Annotated in this window: 17 protein-coding genes; all 17 read left to right on the top strand. The window is 36.1% G+C overall.

Features of this window, described 5'->3' with window-relative positions; translation table 11 throughout:
* Positions 1-2: 2 nt before the first annotated feature.
* The 17 genes from ACFVP7_RS10170 (at position 3) to ACFVP7_RS10090 (ending at position 17,567) form a co-directional block, all read left to right on the top strand.
* The gene (locus ACFVP7_RS10170) at positions 3-389 is read left to right on the top strand and encodes a hypothetical protein (RefSeq protein ID WP_147797635.1); all 387 of its coding nucleotides are present in this window, start codon (positions 3-5) and stop codon (positions 387-389) included.
* Between the two features lie 9 nt (positions 390-398).
* Positions 399-1,061 carry a hypothetical protein gene (locus ACFVP7_RS10165; RefSeq protein ID WP_171518473.1) on the top strand — a complete coding sequence of 221 codons (663 nt, stop codon included), beginning with the start codon at positions 399-401 and terminating at the stop codon, positions 1,059-1,061.
* Entirely contained in the window at positions 1,058-1,564 is a 507-nt protein-coding gene (locus ACFVP7_RS10160; RefSeq protein WP_072183387.1) for a hypothetical protein, read from the top strand. The genes ACFVP7_RS10165 and ACFVP7_RS10160 overlap by 4 nt, the downstream gene beginning before the upstream one ends.
* Entirely contained in the window at positions 1,561-2,271 is a 711-nt protein-coding gene (locus tag ACFVP7_RS10155; protein ID WP_003230954.1) for a hypothetical protein, read from the top strand. Before ACFVP7_RS10160 ends, ACFVP7_RS10155 begins: the two co-directional genes overlap by 4 nt.
* A gap of 42 nt (positions 2,272-2,313) precedes the next feature.
* Positions 2,314-3,111 (top strand): hypothetical protein, encoded by a 798-nt coding sequence (locus ACFVP7_RS10150; protein ID WP_396583197.1) that lies wholly within the window; start codon positions 2,314-2,316, stop codon positions 3,109-3,111.
* A 17-nt stretch (positions 3,112-3,128) separates the two neighbouring features.
* The gene (locus ACFVP7_RS10145; protein WP_010886547.1) at positions 3,129-3,740 is read left to right on the top strand and encodes a hypothetical protein; all 612 of its coding nucleotides are present in this window, start codon (positions 3,129-3,131) and stop codon (positions 3,738-3,740) included.
* Positions 3,740-3,967, top strand: a complete 228-nt coding sequence (locus tag ACFVP7_RS10140) for a hypothetical protein (RefSeq protein WP_009967521.1) — start codon at positions 3,740-3,742, stop codon at positions 3,965-3,967. The genes ACFVP7_RS10145 and ACFVP7_RS10140 overlap by 1 nt, the downstream gene beginning before the upstream one ends.
* A 63-nt stretch (positions 3,968-4,030) precedes the next feature.
* Complete coding sequence (locus ACFVP7_RS10135; protein ID WP_396583196.1) at positions 4,031-4,387, top strand: hypothetical protein; 357 nt, start codon at positions 4,031-4,033, stop codon at positions 4,385-4,387.
* Positions 4,387-5,718, top strand: a complete 1,332-nt coding sequence (locus ACFVP7_RS10130) for a pyocin knob domain-containing protein (RefSeq protein WP_396583195.1) — start codon at positions 4,387-4,389, stop codon at positions 5,716-5,718. Before ACFVP7_RS10135 ends, ACFVP7_RS10130 begins: the two co-directional genes overlap by 1 nt.
* Before the next feature lie 304 nt (positions 5,719-6,022).
* Entirely contained in the window at positions 6,023-6,175 is a 153-nt protein-coding gene (locus ACFVP7_RS10125) for an XkdX family protein (RefSeq protein ID WP_396583194.1), read from the top strand.
* Positions 6,176-6,260: 85 nt separating this feature from the next.
* Positions 6,261-6,749: a hypothetical protein gene (locus ACFVP7_RS10120; RefSeq protein ID WP_396583193.1), complete on the top strand. Its 489-nt coding sequence runs from the start codon at positions 6,261-6,263 to the stop codon at positions 6,747-6,749.
* On the top strand, positions 6,749-7,168 hold the full coding sequence (locus ACFVP7_RS10115) for a hypothetical protein (protein ID WP_396583192.1): 420 nt from the start codon (positions 6,749-6,751) through the stop codon (positions 7,166-7,168). The genes ACFVP7_RS10120 and ACFVP7_RS10115 overlap by 1 nt, the downstream gene beginning before the upstream one ends.
* Positions 7,169-7,181: 13 nt before the next feature.
* The gene (locus tag ACFVP7_RS10110) at positions 7,182-8,183 is read left to right on the top strand and encodes a tyrosine-type recombinase/integrase (RefSeq protein WP_396583191.1); all 1,002 of its coding nucleotides are present in this window, start codon (positions 7,182-7,184) and stop codon (positions 8,181-8,183) included.
* 121 nt (positions 8,184-8,304) lie between these two features.
* A complete protein-coding gene (locus tag ACFVP7_RS10105) occupies positions 8,305-9,462 on the top strand; it encodes a hypothetical protein (RefSeq protein WP_396583190.1) in 1,158 nt (385 codons plus the stop codon).
* A 54-nt stretch (positions 9,463-9,516) separates the two neighbouring features.
* The gene (locus ACFVP7_RS10100; protein ID WP_396583189.1) at positions 9,517-9,915 is read left to right on the top strand and encodes a hypothetical protein; all 399 of its coding nucleotides are present in this window, start codon (positions 9,517-9,519) and stop codon (positions 9,913-9,915) included.
* Positions 9,916-9,993: 78 nt separating this feature from the next.
* Entirely contained in the window at positions 9,994-10,620 is a 627-nt protein-coding gene (locus tag ACFVP7_RS10095) for a hypothetical protein (RefSeq protein WP_396583188.1), read from the top strand.
* A 53-nt stretch (positions 10,621-10,673) separates the two neighbouring features.
* Positions 10,674-17,567, top strand: coding sequence for a phage tail tape measure protein (locus tag ACFVP7_RS10090; RefSeq protein ID WP_396583187.1), 6,894 nt, complete (start codon positions 10,674-10,676; stop codon positions 17,565-17,567).
* Positions 17,568-17,581: the final 14 nt, after the last annotated feature.

The following is a 17,581-nucleotide window of genomic DNA, read 5'->3' as shown; positions in this document are numbered from 1 at the left end:
TAATGACGCCTTATGAAAAAATTATCAATGTTTTTCATTCTTTGTTTCAATCGAACGAAGTGTTGCCGGAGGGTCTTGAAAAACAGTTTTTGATTAATGCTATTAGCGATTACGAAACAGATCTTACAGATCTTGGTTTCCACGAAGAAACTAATACGTTTGATGTCACACTTTCAAGAGCTCAAACCCAATTACTCGGAATGCTTATGTACAGAGGATATTTAGGCAGATACAGAGATAGAGCTCTCAAGTTGAATAACGTAATTGGACGAGATATTCAATTAACAGGCTTAGCAAACACAAAAGCACAAGTAAATAGAGCATATGAGAGCTTGTGTGATGATATTGATCAAAAAATTAGCAAGCTTAAAACCAATAATTTCGAGTGAGGTGCTTAGATGTCAATAGATTGGTACCTTTCTTCCTCCTCGAATTATTTAAGTGGCTGGGAAAACGATGAATTTAATACAAACAAATATGAAATATTTAAAGAAATTCTTGCGAATTCACCCGAAACATATGATATTGAGCTCAATCATAAGTCTCAACAGGTAATTATCCAAACAACCCAAGACAGTGAAACTAAGAAAGTGCTTACCGTTTTAGGATTGCTTAATCGAGGCGACTTGATTAAATATGATGATAGTTATTGGATTGTTAATTCAAGACCTACAGACAATAAAATGAACGATAGTGCTACTATGAGACTTTGTAACACCTCATTTTTTCTAACCTCAGAAGACAAGTTAGTCGATACTGGCAAAATTAACGAAATCACTGGTAAGCCAATTTACGAAAAAGTACCTGGTGAAAAAACTGAAGTCCCCTGCATATTCGAAAGGACAACTTCAATAAATGGCACTGAATTGGCGGTAAATCTTCCAGATGGTCAAGCAAACATTACAATTCCTTATCTTGTTCATGAAAAATTGAAAATCGGACTTACCCTCACCTTCTTTGGCGAAGATTATCAAGTCGATGATATAGACTATTCTAAAGTTTATGGAGACCACGGAACAATAAAATTGGTTGCCAAAAAGAAAGTTGGTGAAAAGACATGAGCATGACTGTTGAACAGATGACAAAAGTCTTCAGATTAGTTATGGATGATGTTGAACTGAATCGGCTCTTGTATTACAAAACTGATCCTCTCTCCCCTTCTCATCCAGATGTTCAATCACTCGAAAATTATTATGACTCCACAAATGACTCTCCCGCTATAATCAATACCATATTCAAGCGAGCACCTAAAACAGATGATCTATCGGATTCACCATTATGTAGGATGTGTATTTATTTAGGGAATGCATTGCCTAAGCCGACAAACCAAAGCTTTATGTTGTTAAATCAAGAATTGATGATCGATGTATACACACACATTAATACATTTGAGATATCTGAGTATCGAAGTTTGAAAATCATCGACAGGGTTTCAAAATTATTTTTCAATAAAAATATTGCTGGTTTTGGTGTAACAGTAGATTATAAACGTTTGCTTATTAGTAATCCCCCTGACGGATACTTGGGCTACAAGATGATCTTTACTTTTGGAGCAAATAAATGAATGAGTTAAAGGATTTCTTTTTCTTAGGAAAACCGATCCAGACTGAAATAGGTGAGATTGATTTCATCCGCTTAAAAGATTATCCTCTCTACACCAAAGAACTAAGCATGTTGAGGATGAATAAGAAAAGTCTCATTAAAGAATACTCTAGGTTTAATGAGGATGGCTCGCTTGACCCATTTATCATTGAAATGAAAAAGAGAGATCTTTATGAAATTGTACATTCGGTACTCCCTGATTTTCACGAGGCTTATTTCAAAGTTTTTTCAAAAGTATTGATAAACAAGGATTCCCTATCGTTGATTGGAAAACATAATTTTCCCCGTCTCCGAAAACTAATACTAGACATGCATTGTATCACTGAAGACAAGGTCGTTGACAATGATGAACTTCAGGAGTTCCATGATATAAGTAAATCACTCAAGCAACAAGATTCTCAAAGTGATTTAAAGGATATAGTAAGCTGTGTTGCTGCATTTAACGGATACACGTATGAAGAAATATCTGAAATGACGATGTATCAACTATATTTGTCGTTCTACAGGATGGCTGAAGTTATGAATTATAACACAACCACACTTTTTGCTACCGTCTCTCCTGATGTCAAAGTAAGTGATTGGAGCAGTCACATTAACCTTTACAAGGAAGAGTCTTATCACCTGAGCACTAAAGATGCTAAAAATATCGAGCAATTATTTGGAGGCTAATTAACTTTAGTCTCTTTTTATTTTTATTTAGGAGGAAACAATTTGGCAAAACAAACAGTAATCCATGAAGTTGGAAAAATTACAGCTAAACGTCTGAGCGATAATAAGGTTATTGCTTCAGGTGTTACACAAATGACCCAGTTTTCCCAACAAGTTCAACAAGACTTTTTAAAAGGTGGATGGGGTAACCGAGACCTGTATGTTATTAATTCAAGTAAAGAAGTATCGGGTAATGTCCGAAATGCTTTCTTTGATCTTGATTTCATGGCAATGCAACAAGGTGTAAAAATTGAAAACGAAACAATTTCTGTGTGGGAAGATGAAAGCTTAACAGTTAGTGATACTGGTACGGTTACCCTTTCATATCTCCCATTATCTAAAGTTTCATTAACTAACGAAGATGGAGATCAAATTGAAGTTGACGCTGCATCTAAAACAGTTACTGTGCCTGATACCTTTGCAACCAAGGGTGAAGATTTAGCAGTTCATTATCAAATTGAAGTTGAAGCCGAGACCGTTGAAATTAACGGTGAAAAATTCTCTGAGAATTACTACTTTGAAATTCACACAATTGAATACGATCCTAAGACTTCAAAAATCTACAGTGACCTTTATATTCAGCTCCCTAAAGTAAACTTCTCTGGTGAAGCAGATATGTCGTTTGAAGCAGGAAATGCATACACTCCGGAAATCGGCTATCGAGCCCTTGCTGATAATAACGGAAAAATCGGTAACTTTGCTCGTGTGAAACGTAAAGCTGATGGGACAAAGGGAGTTGTCACTAGTGATGAAGGAACTGGCTCATCTCAAAGTTCAGATCTTGGCGGAACAACTGAATAATTAAGGAGGCGTTTATTATTGCTTTTTTAAACCAGGACGGTGATAAATACACCTCTGCAAAAGATGATGGGACAGGTAATCCCATAACAGCTGTATCAATTGAACGTTCCACTGTCCCCTTGGAGGTTGGTCTCAATAATGACCAGCCTCTTAATGTTAATGTGGCCAACACTGCACTTGATGTAAATATAACTAATACGGCTTCTGTCCCTGTTTTGGTTAAAAACACTGCAGCAATTAAAACCCAAGTTCAAAAATCCTATTCTGAATTTGTTGTTACTGATGCTGATACCGTAGCTACAGGTGCAACTAAGTCTTATACAGTTGATCTAATCGATTCACTTGGTGTTTTCAGAACTTACGGTGTTGCTATGTACACAACTCAAACAGACAGCTCAAACAGCAAAGTTTTAGCAAGTATTTATTCCGTACCGAAAAACATCCCATTTTATTCTGCAACTACATCAGGTAATGATAATTCTGTTCTATTCAACAGCATTGTTTTTGTTCAGAATTACCCTTTACAAAAACAATTAACTTTCACTGCTCCAAAAATACATCTGACAGTTAAAGCAGCCGGTACAGTTGATCTAACTGGGTTAAAAATCGTTGTTTGGGGGATGGAATAATGACATTTGATGAAGTATGTGGTCTGTTCAAACAATTTGATGGTTTGGAACAAAAATTCCTATTGCTATCAGATGGATCCTATATCAGTGTTGATGATTTCAAGCAACGCTTTGAAGGCGACTTCAATGAGTACGAACCTTTAAGTTCGCTTCAGTCATCCCCTTCTTCTACCCCAGCTTGGGAAGGTATATGGAATAAGCTACAAGAGGATGGGCTTTTTGAATAAGTCCTCCCCTCTTATTTTTCTAGATAAAAGACAGTTTTTATTCAAATTAAGGAGGTGGAGTTGTTGACAGAAACGACTGAAAATGTCGTAATCACGATTCCAGACAAAACTTCATTTATATTTCACGAAGCCACAACTTCCCCATCTGAAGGTGAAGAATTTGTAGTTGGTCATTTTCGGGAACTTACTGTTAAGATCTCTGGTTCCTCAACTTCACGAGAAATAAAGTTTTATGCAGTTGATGAAAATGGCGAAAAAACTGCACTAAGTGGTACCAATAAAACAGATTTCCAACTTGGAAGCAGTACTTTAAATACTAATGAGTATTGGGATTTTGACATTGCTGGATTGTTTAAAGTTATGTTCGAAGTTGTTTCTGTTACAGGTGATGTGACTGTTAAAGGGATTGTGGTGAGTTAATGAGCAGCAGTAAATTTGTAGGTCAGCTCAAACAAAACAATATACAAATTCATAACCTTAAAGATCAACTTTTCAGAACTGAAACTCATATGTCTGATCATGAAAAACGTTTAACTGAAAAAGTTGATGAGTTCATGGAGAAGCAGAATTCAGAATTGAAATCCCATACTCAGAACACAGAAAACCCGCACCAAGTAACTAAAGATCAAGTTGGATTATCAAATCTAGTTAATGAAGAACAGGCTACAAAAGTGGCTTTTGATAACCATCTTGACAATAAGAAAAATCCACATTCAGTTACAAAAAACCAAGTTGGCTTGTCTGAAGTTGATAATGTTCAACAAGCAGCAAAAACTGATTTTGACGCCCATGATGTAGACATGGATAGACATATCACAAAGGCTGAGCGCAGTTATTGGAATAACTCGGATGAAAGGTCAAAGTCCATCCTAGCTGAACATGCTAACGATCAAGCAAATCCACACAAGGTTACTGCTGAACAGGTTGGTCTTGATAAGGTGGACAATGTTCAGCAAGCCTCTAAAAAAGATTTTGATGAGCACCTGAATGACAACGACATACATGTAAGCAAGTCTGATCGAAGTAGATGGAATGCATCTCAGCTTTTCAAGCTCACTGCCGATGACGGGAGAGTAAACTATAAGAGTAATTCCGAGAAAACGGAATACAACGACTTAACGGACTCAGGGTTTTATTTGATTGCTAACCAGGGACTTCATGCACCTGCCAATTTGTCTAATGTCTATTTGGTTGTCATGAACTACGGTGATACAGTTGCTCAGTATGCTTTAGAGGCGTATCACGGAACACATACCTATTTCCGATTTAGGAAAAGCGACTTTACTTGGACTTCGTGGCAGACACACGAGACAACAGATGGCGCACAGGCAAGAGCTAATACTGCTCTTACTTCCGCTAAATCATACATAGATACAAAGATAAGTTCACTAACTTGGTTTCCCCCTACTTTTCAGAATAATTGGGTTAACTACACCGACACTTCTGGCGGTGACCAAACTCAATACAAAGTTCGTTATGCAAAAGATGCCACAGGAACAGTGTACGTCGAAGGGGCAATGGCAAAAGGAACAATCGGATCAGGAATAGCAGCATTTGTTTTGCCGGAAGGCTACAGACCGGGAAGAGTTTTTCAGTGGATTGGAGTTTCTTCGCAGATCGGGATGAATGGTATTCCTCAATATCATAGGCTGCTGGTCGATATAAACGGCCAAGTTATTATTGAGAACTGCTCAAACACTCAGAAGCCGAATGAGTACATCAGTCTGGGCTTCCAATTTAAAGCAGTTTAGAAAGGGTGAGGTTCATAATTCAGGTTTTTCAATATGATCAAAATTATATCTACAAGACTGATGTCATCCTAGAAGAGAGTGAGAATGGAAAAATTAACATTCCCGAAAACTGTACTGATATTAAACCACCTGATGGCTTATATAAGGCTAAATTCTACATTAAACAGAAGGTATGGAAAGAATCTGCCACCCAGGAATATATAGATACTCTAAAACCTAAGCCGCCTGAGCCTAGTGAATTAGACACCCTAAAGAAAAACTATTCCGACTTTGTATATCAATTAATAATGGATGGAGTTATATAATGGATTGGTTCAGTCAAATAAAAAAATTTTACGATGATGGAGATTGGACAAAAGAACGAGTTAAGATCGCAGGTGTTGCTAAAGGAAAGATTACTCCCGAACAGTATACAGAGATTACGAGGGAACCCTACGAAGAAGAACCGTCAATTTAATAAAATACAAGTTTTATTTAGATACATCTTCCCTAAAAAGGTGTCTTTTTTAATGTATTCAAGGGATATTAAAGGAGGAAATTAAATGGCATCAAAGAAATTAAATTTAGGTTTAATCGAGGAAAGTGTCAGTAAATATGACAAGAAAGAAAAAGTCCAATTAACTGATGACGTACATGTATTCATCTATCCACACTTCTCCCCTTCTCGGTTAACAAAAATGTTAGCCGGATTGATTTCTGACCAAGATGAAGCAAAAGAAGCAGGAATCAAATCTTTTAAGGATATAAATCCAGTTCAATGGACATTCTTTTCACTTATAAAAGAATTTACGGACTTGGGCATTCCAAATGACATTAAAAATAAAGTTAAGTGGTATCTTAAACTGGTAGACTCAGAGTATTTCCCTTTGATTATTAAAAGTTTCCCTAAAGAAAGTCTAGAGAAGCTGGGAAAGGCCACTATGATGTTGCAACAAAACATAGATGAGTTATCAAAAAAATCTCAGGAAGAAGCTAATAATCTTATCCTTCAGAAAGTCGAAGAAATTGAAGGTAGCACTGACTTGCAATAATGGCGAAAAATATAAAGGAAATTAAAGTAATGATTGAGAAAGCAGCCATTCAGACTATACATAAGTATTCCTCCGATGTGAAACAAATTATGGTGAAAACAGGCCAAGAACATGTTGAAGAAGATGTTTATGGTGCCTATAGTCCCCTTCTTTATGAGCGCACAGGACAAATTAAAGATTCTTTTATAACCATTAACGAAAGCAACGGGGTATCATTGGACAATATTAGAGAAGATGGAGGAAAAGATGTTGCAACAGTCATTGAAACTGGAAAGGGCTATACATATCCAGATTCATATGGTTATGGCTACGGGAAGCCTCGTCCTTTTATGAAGAATACTGCCGAGACTCTAAAAGATGGACGATTAACAGAGGCATTAAAAAGTGATTTAAAAGCAGACGGAATTAAAACGTACTAATGGTGGTGAATTAATGACCAAATCAATTGAAAAGAATATGCTCAGGTCTCGAGCAACAAAGCTTCCCGAGGTCACGGAATCAATGTGGGAGCAAGTTGACGAGGAACATAGAAACTTAGTTCAAGAGTTTTTAGATGCACACTCGTTTAGAGATAAAACACGAAAACAATATTACTCCTCCCTTCGTCAATTTTTTTGGTGGGTACATACCTCTCTTAACGGCAAAAAACTTTATAAGATCTCAAAACGTGATTTCATTAGGTATCAAAGTTTCTTAAAAAATCGTGGAATGTCTTCCAGTGGGATTGCATTAAAAAAAGCTGGTGTATCATCATTAAACAACTATATTGAAAATGTTGTTGCAGAAGATGATGAGAATTATGAGAAATTCAGAAACTTCACCCGTGGACTCCCATCTATTCCAAAAACCACAACATATGAAAAAGTAAAGGTTACATATTATGATTACAAGCTAATGATGGACGCCCTAAAAGAGGACGAAAATTATTTAGGAATGGCCTGGCTTGCCACAGCTTTTAATGTTGGCGGGCGAAGAGCAGAACTCATACAGCTTAAAACAGAAATATTAGATTATCCTATCCCCGAAGGTCAGTCATATGTGATGAGTCATAAGGTATTTGGAAAAGGTAAAGGTGAAGGAAAGCCTCTTGAGTACATGATAAACACAGAAGCATTAGAGTACCTTCGATTGTGGCATGAAAAACGCGGTTATGATCATGAATACCTCTTCACTACTCAGTATGGCGGAGAGCCTAAACAGATGTCAGAGTCTTGGGCTGATTATTTTTGTTCGGACGTTTTATCAGACATTCTTGGCCGGCGTATTAACCCTCACCTCTTCAAAGCTTCATGCATCACTTATCTCCTAGAAGTTAAGAAAATCAAAATTGAATTGATAAGCAAATATGTAGCTCATCATGAAGATGTATCAACAACAATCAAACATTATGATTTACGGGATTTTGAAGAAGAAAAGAATAAAATATTTGTTTAGTTAAAATCCCTCTTTTATGCAGAATCAAGATCCTTCAATTGAGGGATTTTGCTTATGTTTGAAATATTATGTGTCTTTTATATACCAATATCATATAATTAAAGAAAAACAAGGAGCGCTTATGAGCAAGATATTAGAATTAAGATTATATGATAATGCAATAGATTTTATAAATAAGAGTACAGAGTCTTTTCTTTTTGCAGTACAAGGAGAAGAAAGGGAATTTAAATATGCAATTTTGCTATTAGCAAACGGGGTTGAATTAGTATTAAAAAGTATACTTGAAGATAAACATCCCCTGTTTATTAATGAAAGTTTAGATAACAATAAGGATAAAACAGTAAAAGCTGAAAATTTAGTACAAAGAATTAAATTGGTTTACGCCTCTGAAAATAAATTCATTAAAAAACATGAAGTCGAAGTCTTTGACTCAATAAGAAACCTTAGAAATCAAATTATTCACAAAGATGTGGTTTTTGATGCAAATAACCATCCTACCCACTTATATGCAAAGACTTTATATGCTTTAGATTTAGTAGTAAGACGATTTAAAAATAAATTACTTTCAGAAGTGATCGCCAACTGGGATTTAATTGTGAAAATCGATGATATAAGGAAAGTTTATCATGTACAAGTTAAGGGACTTACAATTGATGTAGAAAAGACATCTGAAAAAACACTTTCCACACCTGTTCCTTGTCCTTTGTGCACTCTGGAAAAACTTATTCCTAAAGATGATAAAATACAATGTTTTAACTGTGGTCATTCCTTTGGTAATATTCAAGAAGTTATACTTTCTAATTCTGATGAAGAAATCCGTGAGGATCTTTTTTTAGCTTTCGTAGAATCTAAAGTTTCTCAGGGATGTGTATTTACGGATTGCATAAATTGTGGAACAGAGGACTATAGTTGGTTTGACCCACAAGAAAACATTGTACAATGTTTTAGTTGCGGTTTATTACCTAGTAAAGAATGTCCAGAATGCAAATGCAATTCTGAAGTTTCAAGTGAAATTCCTTTAGGTTCTGGATTAACAGAAGAAGCTCTTTTTTGTTTTCATTGTAACGCAATAATTAATTCAGAATATTGTAGGGGCTGTAGTTCTAGTTCATTCTCTTTTCAGCATGTTTCAATAGATGTTGTAAAAGTAGAGCAATTCAAAGGCGAATTTCCCTATTTAGAATTTAATAATGGGCCTTTTATTTCCGAGAGATTATGCGCTAAGTGCATAATTAAATTAGAAAACTTAGAGGAGAATGGGATCCTTTCCTTTAATTAATTATAAGATTTAACATTTTTCCATATTTGTCGATAATATGGAGAGGTGAGAACATTGGATGTGCAAGACTATAAATATTTTTTAATGACTTCAACTGATAAAGAATTGAATAAATTCCTTCATGACAATTTCACAAAACAAACTGAAGGAAACTTAATTGAATCGCTAAGCCTTTTGAGAAAACTTGATCATGATTGTTTGATCTATATGATAGCACGGATGAAAAGAATTGAATCGCAATTTGATCATGGAAAATACTTAGCTTCCGTTACAGCAATATGTGCCCTTTTAGTAAACTTATATGTGAAATTAAATATTGTTTTTGGGGTTATAATGGGAGCAATTTTAGTTCCTCCTTTAGTTTATATGATTATAAAAGAATCTCCAAGAAGAGTTAGTGCAGTATTCTTTAGAAGTTTACTGGAACAAGTGAAATCAGAAAAAGAAACTTAATCATCCCATCTCTACAATTCAGTCTTACTTCTTGAAAAACATGATATAATGCAGGAAAATAATACTGGTGGTGGTTGAATGATTTGGGCGATTATTGTTTTGTTAGTAATAGCTGCTTTCTTTATAATAGGAGATTTTGGAGTAGATAAACAAAAGGAAATAGAAAAACAAAATTTAGAGAAAATAATTTCCGCAGGAAATTACCCAAAGAATTATAAGTCATATCTAACCCCAGATAAAAATAAAAAGCTGACTTTAGTTGAATCCGACAATAAGTTTGTTATTCATCATTTCAATGAAATATTAGCAATTGAAGAAAAATCAATTCCGTTTAGCAAGATAATCGAAGCAGAGATAGCTATTGACGATCAATCCATAACAAGAGTTTCTAGAGGTAGTCAAGTGGCAGGAGCCGTTATCGGAGGACTTGCTGCAGGAGGCATTGGAGCTCTTGTTGGAGGGTTATCTTCAGACAGAACTGAGTCCAAATATTTTAGAAAGATTGATCTTAAGTTAAAACTTGATGATTTTTCTAACCCCATAACTAAAATAGAGTTCTTACCAAGTAAAACTGATACTGGCTTACAAAACACTAAAGGATTTAAACAAGATGATCAAAAAGTTAAGGAAGCTTTATCTAATGTTGAAATTTGGCAAGGGATTATGGAAATAGCAATACGCAAAGGAAGTAAAGTCGCTCAATAGCTGAGTGGCTTTTTTATTTTCCCCCTCCCCTACTGAAAGGAAGTGATTCTTACTTGAGTCAAAACCTCAAAATCATATTAACCCCGCAAGCTGATACCTCATCAAAAACTGTCGAACATTTAAATCAGCAAATCAAATCTTTAGAAAAAAAGCTTAACTCCCTCAAACTAAACACAAATATTGATTCTACAACCTTAAAAGCTCTGCAAGAATTCTCTTCTGCTGTAGATGCGTATCAAAAAAATCTAAAATCCTATAATCAAACAGTAAAAGAAACGTCCACAGTAATAAAGAATGCTGATGGATCAGTTGAAAAGCTCACCCAGCAATACAAGAAAAACGGTGAGATTCTTCAACGTGAAACTAAAATAATTAATAATCGCAATGCCGCTCTAAGACAAGAAACTCAAGAAGTTAACAAACTCGCTCAAGCCACTGAAAAATTAGGTCAAGTACAAAAAAAGACCGAACAAAAGAACTTACAAGGCCAAACCACAAAGGTGGTACAGAAAAACCGTAACGGTTTTGAAGATATTGTTTATACGACTGATCCTAAAACTAATACAACTTCTTCAAAAACTACAACTAACTACGATCAACAACGGAAAGCAATTGAACAATTAAACCAAACCTTAGAAAAGTTAAGAGAAAAAGGATTAGTCTCTTCCCAGGTGCTCTCTCGACTTTCCACTTCAATTAACGGTGCTCAAACTGCTGCTCAAATTGATCAAATTGCAAATCGTATTAAACGACTTGATGATTCCTCTACCGCTAAAGCAAAAACAAAAGAACTTGAGCATCAAGTTCAATTATATCAACGTCAAGCGCAAATAAATGTTCAAAACCTCAATACTCGTTACGGCAGTTCACTTAGCACTGTTAACTCCTCTGCCCTACAGAATTATCTCAACTCAGTTAACCAACTTACGGCAAGAACCCCTAATTTAAGAACACAAATGCAGAATCTCAATATGCAGTTCAGAGAAGTATCTGCGAATGCATCATCTGCTTCTTCTAACGTTTCAGGCTTTGGAGAACAATTAGCACAATCATTTAGTCGTATGCCCGCATATTTTCTGAGTGGGACGATGTTCTATTCAGGAGTTCAAGCATTAAAGTCAATGGTGGAGCAAGTCATTCAAATCGATACTTTAATGACAGACATTAGACGTGTAATGGATTTACCTGATTACAAGTTTAATGAGCTGCTAGAATCCTCAATTGATCTCGGTGATCAGCTTTCTAATAAGATATCAGACATCTTAGAAATCACTGGATCATTTGGACGTATGGGAATTAGTGAATCTGAGCTTGGTGACGTAACTAAAACAGCTCAAGTGTTACAGAACATTTCAGATTTAAATCCAAACGACACTGTTAACACTTTAACAGCAGCAATGCTTAACTTTAATGTTGCAGCAGGTGAGTCAATCTCAATTGCTGACAAACTTAATGAAGTTGATAACAACTATGCTGTTAGCACCTTAGACCTTGCAAATAGTATTAGGAAAGCTGGTTCTACAGCCTCTACTTTCGGTGTTGAATTAAACGACTTAATTGGTTACACAACAGCAATTGCCAGCACAACTCGTGAGTCAGGAAATATTGTAGGGAACTCACTAAAGACCATTTTTGCTCGTATTGGTAATAACCAAAGTTCAATCAAGGCATTAGAAGAGATTGGTATCTCAGTTAAAACAGCTGGTGGTGAAGCTAAGTCTTCGAGCGAATTAATTGAGGAACTCGCTGGGAAATGGGATACGTTAAGTGATGCTCAGAAACAAAATACATCAATAGGCGTTGCGGGTATTTATCAGTTATCTCGTTTTAACGCAATGATGAATAACTTCTCCATTGCCCAAAGTGCTGCGAATACTGCTGCAAATTCAGTGGGTAGTTCATGGAAAGAGCAACAAAAATATGCCGATAGCTTGCAAGCAAGAGTTAATCGTTTATCCAATGCTTTTACAGAAATGTCTGTGTCATCAGGTGAAGCGTTAATATCTGATAGTATCATAGTGTTCGCTGATGCGTTAAAAAATTTAATGCAATTAAGTGCCCAAGTAACCAAGTCCGTTGGATTACTTCCGCAAGTATTTGGAGCAGCAACAGCTGCAGTAATATTATTTAACTCTTCACTTCGTGCAAGTGCTATAACTTCAGGCACTGCAATGGGTACAGCTCTAAAAAATCTTATCCTTAATTTTAATACTTTTACGGTTGGAGTGACAGCAGCTTCAGCCAAAACAGCAATTTGGAGTAAAATCACAACTGCTTTTTCAACTTCACTTACGAACTTAAAAAAGGCAGCAGTGACTACAGGAGCTTTCCTAGCTGGTAGCTTCCTTCCTATGGCAGCAATGATGGCTTTTGGTGTTGTTATTGAGAAGCTAATATCCTCATACTCCAAATTAAAACAAGCACGAGAAGATTTTGAACAAGCTAAAATTACAAGCATTGAAGCAATTACGACCAATAAAGACACAACAGATCAATTAATTGCTCAATACAAAGAGCTTCAAAAAGCAAAAGAATCAGGTACTTTAAGTTCTGAAAAAGAACAGGAGTATCTTCAGGTCACGCAACAATTAGCTCAAACGTTTCCTAACTTAGTTGCTGGTTACGACTCACAAGGCCAAGCAATAATTAAAAATAACGACGCTCTACAAGATGCCATCAAATATACACAAGAACTAGCCGACCTCAATAAGAAAGATATTCAAACGGGTGCCAAAGACACTTTTTCGGATAGTTTGAAAGAAATTAAGGATCTTCAGGCTGAAATTGATCAATACAAAAAGATGGCTGATGCATACTCAAAAGGTAAAGATTTTTGGTCATACTTTGAAAATCCCTTTGCAGATGACAGCTCAATTAAAAATCAAGGTGTTAAAGCTGAACAAGAAGCTCTTCGTGTTGAACAATCTCTATCTAGCTCACAGTCAAAAATTCGTGAGCAAGTTTCCAAAACAGTCGAAGCATTTAACTCCATAAAAATTAATCCTCAGCTCACCAAAGAAGTCAATGATGCATTTAACAAAATTGATTTCAGCAAAATGGATGCATCGCAGTTAGAGTCCTTTTCTATCAATGTATCTCAATATATGGATAAGATACAAAAGGCTCTACAATCAGGAAATCAGACAGATTTTTCTAAAGCATCTCAAGGTCTTGAAAACCTCATAAGTCAATATGTAAATGGCTCTGATAAGGCAAGTGGACTTGTACTTTCATATGGGGATCTTAAGGATGCTATTGACTCAACAAACAATTCAGCCGAATCAGCTAAAGTAACATGGGATGAAAATGGAGAGGGCGTAGATGCTTTAGGAGAATCTATTGGCACCCTATCTGACAAACTTAAAGATGCCAAAGGTGACTTCGAAGCAATTAGCTCCATTATTCGTGACCTTGTTGATTCTAAGCAAAATGATTTAGCCATTTCCGCAATGCAAAACGATGCTTATGATGCCATGGCTGATAACATCTCCCCTTTAAATGAATTGCTTGAAAAAATGGCAGAAGGCAAGAGTTTATCAGCTTCAGAAGCTATGAAGCTAATCCAGAAGGAAAACGATCTTGCAGACGCTATTTCAATTGAAAATGGCGTTGTGAAAATAAACAGAGATGCAGTTGTTAAGCTGCGTGACGCCAAGCTAAAAGCATACAATGATATGCAACAGTCTGTTAAGCAGGATCTAATAAATCAAGCTAATGCTTTAAACAAGAAGATTAATATGTATAAATCCGAAGTTAAAGCGATCAAGACTGTTCAAGATGCGTATAATATGAAATCAGATATTGAAAAACAAAAGAAGAAAATTCTTGAGGAAATGAAAAAAGGTAATGGCGGAGCAATTCAATACCTCCCTAAAACTCAAGAAGAATTAAATCAAGTTACTGATATTACAGATCAACTTGAAGAGCTTGATAAATTAGCTGATTTAGCTTCCTCTTCTCTATCAGAGACTGGTACATCAATGGAAGACATGTCTTCATCTGCAGAAAAAGCTTCTGAAGAAGTAAAAACTTCTATGTATGTTGTTGATAAATACAAGGAAGCATTAGAAAAAGTTAATGCTGAGATTGACAAGTACAACAAGCAGGTCAATGATTATCCGAAATATTCTCAGAAATATCGAGATGCAATTAAGAAAGAAATTAAAGCACTTCAGCAAAAGAAAAAGCTTATGCAGGAACAAGCTAAGCTGCTTAAAGATCAAATTAAATCCGGTAACATTACTCAATATGGTATTGTAACCTCTACAACTTCTTCTGGCGGAACCTCTACTTCAACTGGTGGCTTATATTCAGGCAAGTATTCAAGCTACATAAATTCAGCAGCTAGTAAATACAATGTTGACCCTGCCCTTATTGCAGCTGTAATTCAGCAAGAATCAGGGTTTAATGCTAAAGCACGATCTGGTGTAGGTGCCATGGGATTAATGCAACTGATGCCAGCAACAGCGAAAAGCTTAGGAGTAAATAACGCTTACGATCCTTATCAAAATGTTATGGGTGGAACAAAGTACCTCGCCCAACAGCTTGAAAAGTTTGGCGGTAATGTTGAAAAAGCATTGGCTGCATATAATGCTGGGCCTGGTAACGTAATTAAATATGGTGGTATCCCTCCTTTTAAAGAAACACAGAATTACGTCAAGAAGATCATGGCCAACTACAGCAAATCCCTCTCCTCTGCCACTTCTTCAATCGCCAGCTATTATACAAATAATAGCGCTTTTAGGGTAAGCTCCAAATATGGACAACAGGAATCCGGTCTCCGCTCCTCCCCACACAAAGGAACTGATTTTGCTGCAAAAGCAGGTACAGCAATTAAATCTCTTCAAAGTGGTAAAGTCCAAATTGCTGGCTACAGTAAAACTGCAGGTAACTGGGTTGTTATTAAACAGGACGATGGAACAGTTGCCAAGTACATGCACATGCTTAACACTCCTTCTGTTAAAACAGGTCAATCAGTTAAAGCCGGTCAAACTATTGGTAAAGTTGGTAGCACAGGGAACTCAACTGGGAACCATCTTCATTTACAGATCGAACAAAATGGAAAAACAATCGATCCTGAAAAGTACATGCAAGGTATTGGAACTTCTATTTCAGATGCGTCACAAGCTGAGGCAGAACGGCAACAAGGGATAGCCCAGGCTAAATCTGATCTTCTCTCCCTTCAAGGAGATATAGATTCAGTCAATGATCAGATTCAAGAACTTCAGTATGAACTAGTTCAATCCAAACTCGATGAGTTTGATAAAAGAATTGGGGATTTTGATGTTCGGATAGCTAAAGATGAATCAATGGCTAACCGATACACTTCTGACAGCAAGGAATTCCGCAAATACACCTCTGATCAGAAAAAAGCTGTTGCAGAACAAGCTAAAATCCAACAACAAAAAGTTAATTGGATTCAAAAAGAAATAAAAACAAATAAAGCATTGAACTCCGCTCAACGTGCCCAGCTTCAAGAAGAGCTTAAACAAGCCAAACTAGATTTAATTTCTGTTCAAGATCAGGTTCGTGAGCTACAGAAGCAACTTGTCCAATCTAAAGTTGATGAGACGCTTAAGTCAATTGAAAAGTCATCTTCTAAAACCCAAGGGAAAATTAAAGATGTTGATAATAAAATTTCAATGACTGAAGAAGATGAGGACAAGGTTAAGTACTATAGCAAACAGATAAAGCTCATTCAGCAACAACAAAAGGAAGCCAAAAAATATATCAAACAGCTTGAAGAGCAAAAGAAAGCTGCGAAAGGTTTCCCTGACATCCAGGAACAGATCACTGAAGAAATCGAAAACTGGAAAGATAAACAGAAAGATTTTAACCTTGAGCTTTATAACACCAAGAAGTCGATCAAGGATATCTATAAATCATTGGCTGATGAAGTTGTATCCATCTACAAAGAGATGTACGAAAAAATGCGGGATATTGAGTTAGAAGCCCATCAGAAAGCGACACAAGATAAGATTGATGAGATCGACAAAGAAGACGAAGAAGCTAAATATCAAAAGGAATTGAAGGAGAAAAACCAAGCAATACAGGAAACAAAAGATAAGATCAGTAAACTTTCCATGGACGACTCCTCTGAGGCTAAATCGCAAGTCAAAGACCTAGAGAAACAACTTCAAGAACAACAGGAAGCTTTGGATGAGTATATAAAAGATCGTAGCAACACAAAACGGAAAGAAGCCCTTCAAGATCAGCTTGATAAAGATGAAGAATCAATTAACAACAAGTACGATGACCTGGTAAATGATGAACGAGCATTCAAAAAGCTTGAAGATAAGCTTATGGATGGTAAAATCACTGATATCGCTAAACAGCTTAATGAATTCACCAAGTTCATTAACGAGAATATGAAGTCGATTGGGAAAAGTATTTCCAATAACTTGATTGATAAGCTTAAGGACGCTGCCAGTGCATTAAATACCGTTACAACTGGAAATACAACAGGTAAAAAGGTGTCATCATTTGCTTCTGGTGGATATACAGGCACAGGACTTGGAGCAGGAAAGCTTGCATTCTTACATGACAAGGAACTTATTTTAAACAAGACAGATACTGAAAACATGCTGGAAGCTGTGAAACAAGTTCGTCAAACGTCCACTGATAATTCAGTAAAGACTACCTCTAAATGGGGTCAACCTGGTAAAATTTCAGATGTTTTAAGTAAGAGTATTTCTCTTGTTACACCAGCAATGAACGCTGCAGTTGCTAGTCAAACAAGTCTAACTAAAGGCTTAATTCCAACTCTTAAGAACTTCTCGGCACCTACTGCAACCCCTTCTACACCTCAAGGAAATACATCAAACAATCAGAACTCATTCACAATTAATGTAACAGAAGCTAGTAATGCTAAAGAAACTGCAAGCTTAGTGTACAAACAATTAGCAAATGGTCTTAAAAATACTGGACTGAATTTCAACATAACATGAGTCGGCTAAAGCCG

The organism is Bacillus sp. SG20033, assembly GCF_044570195.1.
GTDB lineage: Bacteria > Bacillota > Bacilli > Bacillales > Bacillaceae > Bacillus > Bacillus subtilis.
The sequence above is the reverse complement of the archived record's forward strand: the minus strand, read 5'-3'. Positions and strand labels throughout refer to the sequence as shown.